This is a genomic window from Rheinheimera sp. (assembly GCF_030824435.1).
Classification (GTDB): Bacteria; Pseudomonadota; Gammaproteobacteria; order Enterobacterales; family Alteromonadaceae; genus Pararheinheimera.
In genome coordinates this window covers 22,903-29,398 of sequence record NZ_JAVBXS010000025.1, presented here as the reverse complement: position 1 = coordinate 29,398, position 6,496 = coordinate 22,903, and the positions used below count along the sequence as shown (strand labels likewise).

9 protein-coding genes are annotated in these 6,496 nt (G+C 49.7%); 5 read left to right on the top strand and 4 right to left on the bottom strand.

The window, feature by feature from the left end:
• Positions 1 to 272: 272 nt before the first annotated feature.
• The 3 genes from RCH83_RS06335 to RCH83_RS06325 form a co-directional block, all read right to left on the bottom strand.
• Complete coding sequence (locus RCH83_RS06335; protein ID WP_306520167.1) at positions 273 to 1,448, bottom strand: OmpA family protein; 1,176 nt, start codon at positions 1,446 to 1,448, stop codon at positions 273 to 275.
• A gap of 126 nt (positions 1,449 to 1,574) precedes the next feature.
• The gene (locus RCH83_RS06330; protein WP_306520165.1) at positions 1,575 to 1,718 is read right to left on the bottom strand and encodes a lmo0937 family membrane protein; all 144 of its coding nucleotides are present in this window, start codon (positions 1,716 to 1,718) and stop codon (positions 1,575 to 1,577) included.
• 66 nt (positions 1,719 to 1,784) lie between these two features.
• Entirely contained in the window at positions 1,785 to 2,186 is a 402-nt protein-coding gene (locus tag RCH83_RS06325) for a PRC-barrel domain-containing protein (protein ID WP_306520163.1), read from the bottom strand.
• 428 nt (positions 2,187 to 2,614) lie between these two features.
• On the opposite strand from RCH83_RS06325, the gene RCH83_RS06320 reads away from it, so the two are divergent.
• The 5 genes from RCH83_RS06320 to RCH83_RS06300 all read left to right on the top strand — a co-directional run bounded on the left by RCH83_RS06320 (position 2,615) and on the right by RCH83_RS06300 (position 5,815).
• Positions 2,615 to 2,827, top strand: coding sequence for a hypothetical protein (locus RCH83_RS06320; RefSeq protein WP_306520161.1), 213 nt, complete (start codon positions 2,615 to 2,617; stop codon positions 2,825 to 2,827).
• Between the two features lie 153 nt (positions 2,828 to 2,980).
• Complete coding sequence (locus tag RCH83_RS06315; RefSeq protein WP_306520159.1) at positions 2,981 to 3,361, top strand: hypothetical protein; 381 nt, start codon at positions 2,981 to 2,983, stop codon at positions 3,359 to 3,361.
• 158 nt (positions 3,362 to 3,519) lie between these two features.
• Positions 3,520 to 4,347 carry a BON domain-containing protein gene (locus RCH83_RS06310; RefSeq protein WP_306520157.1) on the top strand — a complete coding sequence of 276 codons (828 nt, stop codon included), beginning with the start codon at positions 3,520 to 3,522 and terminating at the stop codon, positions 4,345 to 4,347.
• A gap of 104 nt (positions 4,348 to 4,451) precedes the next feature.
• The gene (locus tag RCH83_RS06305) at positions 4,452 to 4,919 is read left to right on the top strand and encodes a DUF4398 domain-containing protein (protein WP_306520155.1); all 468 of its coding nucleotides are present in this window, start codon (positions 4,452 to 4,454) and stop codon (positions 4,917 to 4,919) included.
• Positions 4,916 to 5,815 (top strand): OmpA family protein, encoded by a 900-nt coding sequence (locus tag RCH83_RS06300; RefSeq protein WP_306520153.1) that lies wholly within the window; start codon positions 4,916 to 4,918, stop codon positions 5,813 to 5,815. The genes RCH83_RS06305 and RCH83_RS06300 overlap by 4 nt, the downstream gene beginning before the upstream one ends.
• A 153-nt stretch (positions 5,816 to 5,968) precedes the next feature.
• Here RCH83_RS06300 and RCH83_RS06295 read toward each other — a convergent pair whose 3' ends face one another.
• On the bottom strand, positions 5,969 to 6,370 hold the full coding sequence (locus tag RCH83_RS06295; protein ID WP_306520151.1) for a helix-turn-helix domain-containing protein: 402 nt from the start codon (positions 6,368 to 6,370) through the stop codon (positions 5,969 to 5,971).
• Positions 6,371 to 6,496: the final 126 nt, after the last annotated feature.

Genomic DNA, 6,496 nt, shown 5'->3' with positions numbered 1-6,496 from the left:
ACGGCAGCACGCCAAATTGTTGGCATGCTGAGATCCCGCTGTTGCCCATGTACATCGCCGTTATTTGCTCCTGCAATAACGGCATAGCTTCGGTCCGGCCACCCGCAGAGCGGGAGGCGCAACTACGGCAGCACGCCAAATTGTTGGCATGCTGAGATCCCGCTGTTGCCCATGTACATCGCCGTTATTTGCTCCTGCAATAACGGCATACCGTACGTCCTGTACATAAAAAAACCACCGTTTGGGCGGTGGTTTTATCATTGCTGTTTTTGTTATTTTAATAACACTTCAAACAGCACCCGCATATTGGCTTTGGCGGCAGTAGAACGTAACTCAGTGGGTGTCGATTCAAACTCTGCCGGACTCGCTTCACCATAACCCACAGTGGTCAGCCTGGCAGCACTAAGCCCACCTTGTTCAGTCAGGTAATTGCGCACCGCAGCTGCTCTTTGTTCACTCAGTTGCTGGTTATAACCCTCACTGCCACTGGCTGAGGTATAACCCGCAATCCGCACCTGATTGTTCGGATTGGCTTTGAGCACCACAATATGCCGGTCCAGCACAGCTTTGGCCTCATCCGTCAGACTGGACTGGTCAAACTTAAAATGCACGTCCGCCAGTTCGACCAACACCGCAGTAGCCGCCGGCCCCTCAGCTAATGGCGCTGGAGCAGCCACCGGCACTTCGGCCTGATTATTTTGTTCCGGCTGATAAGCCGGCGTTGGCGCAGCGGCTCTGTAACTATTGCCATACTGATAAACCACCCCCAGCGACAATAACTTCATATCACCCTGATCACCCCACATATCGTCCAGACGATAACGCTCCAGCTCTAAACGCAGCGCCCAGTCCGGGTTCATCTGATACGCCAACCCTGCGCCAAACTTATGTTTTAAATAATGTTTACTTTGCTGGTACTGGTCTAAATTCACCGGTGACTGGTAACTCAGTGGCGCATCGGTGTCGTTGTAGGTCAAACCAATACGGCCGAGTAAAGACCAGGCGGCGCCCAACGGCATTGAAGCAACCAAATCCAGATTGGCTCCTTTGGCACGTAAACGTCCGGATACCAGCATAGGTACATTGTCTGCGCTCAGCGTGCTGGCGCTAAAATCCACTTCACCAAGGCGGAATAATCCGCCTTCCAGCGCCATCATGGGGGTCAGCTGATATCCGGCAAACACCTTAAAACCCGTGTCATTGGTATTACGATAAATTTCACCAATCGACATGCCTTGTGCTGCCATGTCCCGCTCCAGATACACAGTATCAAGACTCAGGCGCGATTCACCGGCACTGGCGCCCAGATACCAGTGCGGGCTCTGCCAGGGGTAACTTTCGGCGCCAACAGCGTTCTGCTGTACGACAATTGCCAACATGGCAACACTAAACAAAACACTGTTTTTTAATAGCTTTGTACTAAAAGGTATAGTTTTAACAACAAACATGGCACTCTCCGGATATCCAATTTACAACACCTTAACCGGTGTTTTTGTTGCAGTGGCCGGCTTCTTTTAACACTGCTGTTCCGCCGTAAATTCCACCGCCCTTTGTTCATCAATCTTGCCTTATTGTCAGCGCCGGCCACCTATCACATCAACCAACAGCAAAATAATGGCCAGCACCAGCAAAGCATGCACCAGATTGCCGATGGCCAGTGGTGACACCAGACCAAACAGCCATAACACCACCAGCACTATGGCTAAGGTTCTTAACATAAGATTTCACCTTCGGTTGTCGCCCTTTTGTAACCTTTGCTACAAAAAGGCCTTGTTGAACGGCAGTTAATTACTACTGTAAAAACCATTAATTTTGCGCTGCCAGCTGGCATCGGCCTCCCCAGGCCAAAACGACGGGTCAAAACCGGGCAGTCTTTTCAGGTCGCTGATTTCAACTTCAACACTAAAACTTTTGCCATCCTGATCCAGTACCAACGCATGCCATGGCATGGCAAACAACCTGGGCTGGCTGCCAAACGACAAGGCATAAGCCAATACGCCATAGCTGATGCGGCCTGTTTTTAAGTCGAGCACTATGCTGCATAACCGTCCGATAACTTCACCATGATGATTTTTCAGACGTTGCCCCAGCACTTTATTGCAGGGCAACAGCAAGGTATCAGGATCATCCGGCAATAAGGCATGTTGGGGTTGCCGCCTGCTTTGTTCTTCGGTGGTTTTTCTCACTAAAGCCTCCTTATTGCCTGCCTTGTGTGAAGGCGGGTCTGTTTTGGCTGTTTGTACCTTCAACAGCAGTAACAGAGCACAACACAAGGTTGTGTTTGCCGGTTGTACTGTGGTGATCAGACAGCACACTTGACCCTGAAGCAGCCTAGACCGCTGTAAAACACAGTTCTGTGCGTTTGCACACCAAAGCACAGCGCAACTGGTGTGCGAAAGCGCACAGAATACGCCGGATCATTTGTTGACAATGCGCTTTGGCTGTATCCACACATCGTAATTTGACAACCAGCGAGGTTTATATGACAGGCTCGGAATTGAAGGTGGCAGAGGTAAAAGCACCCGCTTATGGCGTAGCGTCGACAAAATTACAGTTGCGACTTGTGTGCGCAAAAAGCAAAGAGCCACTGATAAGCTCAGCTGCAGTTGCGGTGGTGCAACCGCTAAGGGCCGGTTACAACAGTCTGGTACCGGACCTTGGGTTACAGCGTCATTTAGCGCACCCGGCAATAAAAAATACCCCAAGAGCCAAAATGGCAAACGGCGCCAGGCCCAATGCCTGGCATTGGCTCAGCAGATTGTTAGGCAGACCAAAGCTGCTGATACCAGCAGAACCTGTTGGTACAGAGTCCCAACCAAAAGCCTGAGCCCCCGCTGACAACACAAACAACAGCGCTTAACGTACTTTTTAGCAAGCAGAACGCCATGAGCGCTAACGCACGGACAATAAAATATTTAGTTGCCAAGCTGTGGTCTCGCTGCGGGCACCTTCGCACCGCAGCTGGAATCCCGAGGTTCTTATGAATAAGTTCAGTGAACAAAACAAGGCAACTGCCAGTACCCAGGACAAGAAAAACATCAACAAGGCGACAACCAACAACACGGACAGCGACAAAATTGCGCAGGCCGTTGCTGCTGACAAAGCCAAACTGGCCGCTGGCACCAGCAAAAGTGACAACCCAAAAAACACCGATATGGCGAAAAAAGACCCTTTTAACGGCAAATGGAAATCTCAAATCCAGGCAGCCAAACACAACTGGAGCAAAATTACCGAAAGTGAATTATTAAAGTCTGAAGGCAACGAAGTCAGTCTGACTGAGCTGGTGCAACAACGTTATGCACTCAGCCGTGACGTCGCCAATCAACAGGTGCAGTCTTTTATTACCAAGTGCCATTGTTGATGGTCTTTGTTGCAAAAGGTCTTTTCTGTCCTGAACCCTGCCTTTTTCAGGTAACACCTCAAGCAACAACCTTTATCTGACTGCGTTTAATGCAGTAAAAATCTGCCGGTACACCCCGCATTTTGCCGGCTTATTCTTTCCCCAATCGGAGTTTTATTATGAATACAAGCTACCGTCAGTTTTTTCTGGCATCTGCCGTTTTGTTGTCGTTATCCCCTTCTCAGGGCGTGATGGCTGCAGACAAAGTCACCACGGCCATTGATGATGCCAGACAAGAAAGTCAGATTTGGACCAGTTATGCGCTGAACCCTTATTTGCGTGGCAATGATCTGAAAGTCACAGTGCAAAATGGCAAAGCAGTATTAACAGGTAAAGTCGACGAAAAAGTAAATAAAGAACTCGCCACTGAAATTGCCAAAGGGGTGTCGGGTATCACAGATGTTGATAACCAAATTGTGGTCGAAGCCAATTACCTGCCTCATTACGGCGGCGACAGTTATGGCGACAAAATTGATGACGCCAGTATTTCTGCCGCCATTCGCTCAAAACTGCAATGGAATAAAGATGTCGATTCAGTGGGAACCGAAGTCAGCACCAAAAGTGGTCGTGTCACCTTAACCGGCAGCGCTGACACTCAGGCGTCTAAAGATATTGCCAACCGTCTGGCGATGAATACCAGGGGGGTCACGTCGGTCACCAATAACCTGAAGATCCGCAGCAGTCCTATGACCAGCGAAGAAAAAGCCAGCCTGAAAGCTACAGAAGAAAGTCACAACATTTCAGATAGTTGGATCACTACCAAAGTGAAATCCAGTTTCATGTATTCCAGCAATATCACCGGCTCCGATATTGATGTCAGTACCAACAACGGCATAGTGACCCTGACCGGAAAAGTAAATAGCGGTGTTGAGCGCTCGCTTGCGATTGAAATTGCTCAGAATATCCGTGGTGTTAAAAGTGTGCAGTCCAAAGCTTTATTATTCTGACAACACAAAAACAAACAGCTCCGGTGCCAAAGGGCATGCTCAGGCAGCCAGGGCACCGGCCCTTTTTAGAATACCGGTGCTACAGCACTGGTTAAGGAACTCTGATGAAAACACGCCATGTGATAACAGACACTTCAAAACCATGGCAGCCTCTGCTGCTACTGGCTTTTTTATTGTTTGCAATAGCGGCTTGCAGTGCTGCGCCCAAAGTGCCGACTGCCACTATGGACAGAGCTGAACGGACTATTTCCAAAGCAGAACAAGCCAGAGTGGCCCAGTTTGCTCCGGCGGAACTTGCCAGCGCCAGAGAAAAAATGCAGGGTTCACGCACTGCACTGCTAAATAAGGATGTGGAGTTGGCAGACCGTCTGGCGCTGGAGGCCAGTCTGGATGCTGAACTTGCTAGCGCCCGCGCTGAATTAATCCAGGCCAACAACGTCAATGCAGAAATGACCAATAGTATTGGCATTCTGAAACAGGAAATGTTGCGTTTGCAGCCTGCGAACCCGGTGCAGCCAGCCAAGGCGCCGTGGCAACAACAGCCCACCAGCTCACCTGGAGTACAATCATGAAAAACTTTCAACCTACCGTCTTGACCCTGGGTTTGTCGCTGCTGGTACTGGGTGGCTGCAGCAGTGCACCACGCCAACCCGACGGTCTTGCCGCAGTCCGGGCACAGCTGAATACATTACAAGCCAATGGTGAGTTGGCCGTGTTAGCGCCAGTGGCTATTACACAGGCAGAACAAGCGGTGCGGGAAGCCGAAGTACCGACCAAAGACAAGGTGCAGGAGCAACATCTGGTTTATGTGGCTGATCGCAAAGTCAATATTGCCTGGGCTCAGGCCCAGGGCCGTCAGGCGCAAGATCAGTTAAAACTGCTGTCTAAACAACAGGATGAAGCCAGACTGGCGGCACGCACCAGAGAAGCTGACAGTGCACATCTGGATGCAAGTATTGCCCGCCAAGATGCGCAGTTGGCAAGAGAAGATGCTGATAGTGCAAGGCAAGAAACCGACAATGCCAAAGCTGCCACTGATAATGCCTTGTTGCTGGCGGAGGAGTTGCGGCTGCAAATTAAAACCCTGAATGCCCGTCAGACGGACAGAGGTCTGGTGGTAACTTTAGGGGATGTATTATTTGATACCGGCAAAGCTAATCTTAAAGCAGGTACCAATCACCATTTAACCAATCTGGCCAGTTTTCTGGCGAAATACCCTGAACGTACCGCCATTATTGAAGGCCACACCGATGATGTCGGCACGTCGGAATACAACATTGGCTTGTCAGAACGACGCGCCGACAGTGTAAGGAGCTTTTTATTAGGCCAGGGCATTCAATCGGGCCGGCTCAGTACCAGCGGTAAAGGCGAAGATACCCCAATAGCTGGCAATGATTCTGCCAGCGGTCGCCAGCAAAACCGCCGCGTTGAGGTGGTGATAAGCGAAGCGGCAATTGCAGGCTTGTAGGCTGTATGTAAAACACAACAGCGGCTTCCCCTTGCAACATCAGTGGTGACACCGACATACCGAAATACCAAAAAAGCAGCTTTAGCTGCTTTTTTCCTGAGTTGGCTCCGTCCTGAATTACCTTGCGCCAGATGTCAAAACCCGTCTGCTGAATTATTCATCCGTTGTTGACTGGTGCCGGCTGCTGGTAATACGTTGAGCTTTGTCTTCAACCGGATTGCTTTGGCTTTCTTTATTCTTGGCACCACGTTCTTTGAGCATGGCGGCAAATTCAAGCAACAGCTCTTTGTCGTCATCGAGCAATACCAGAAACAACGCATCCAATGCCGCCTGACGTTCATCCGGGCTATCATCCCGCTCGGCCAGCCGGAAAATTTCATGCAGTTTAAAATCCAGCGCTTTGGCTATCTGGTATAAAAAATCCAGACTGGGTTTGGCCAAATCGCGTTCAATTTTCGACAAATTTCCGACATGCGAACTAAGCCGGGTGGCCAGCTCATTCAACGATAAGCCGCGCAACTGGCGAAGCGTTCTTAAAGAAGTTCCTAATGTCATAAGACAGTTCTCGTCCTTCTGAGCTCAGTATCAAAACCATCTTAATTCATCTTGCTGAAATAGCTCGATAAATCATGTCCCTTCACTAGCTATAGCTTAAATATTCAGCACAACCAAAATAAAACT

Coding starts and splice junctions, on each gene's coding strand:
- RCH83_RS06335 (WP_306520167.1), bottom strand. CDS start 1,448: ATGTTTGTTGTTAAAACTATACCTTTTAGTACAAAGCTATTAAAAAAC.
- RCH83_RS06330 (WP_306520165.1), bottom strand. CDS start 1,718: ATGTTAAGAACCTTAGCCATAGTGCTGGTGGTGTTATGGCTGTTTGGT.
- RCH83_RS06315 (WP_306520159.1), top strand. CDS start 2,981: ATGAATAAGTTCAGTGAACAAAACAAGGCAACTGCCAGTACCCAGGAC.
- RCH83_RS06310 (WP_306520157.1), top strand. CDS start 3,520: ATGAATACAAGCTACCGTCAGTTTTTTCTGGCATCTGCCGTTTTGTTG.
- RCH83_RS06305 (WP_306520155.1), top strand. CDS start 4,452: ATGAAAACACGCCATGTGATAACAGACACTTCAAAACCATGGCAGCCT.
- RCH83_RS06300 (WP_306520153.1), top strand. CDS start 4,916: ATGAAAAACTTTCAACCTACCGTCTTGACCCTGGGTTTGTCGCTGCTG.
- RCH83_RS06295 (WP_306520151.1), bottom strand. CDS start 6,370: ATGACATTAGGAACTTCTTTAAGAACGCTTCGCCAGTTGCGCGGCTTA.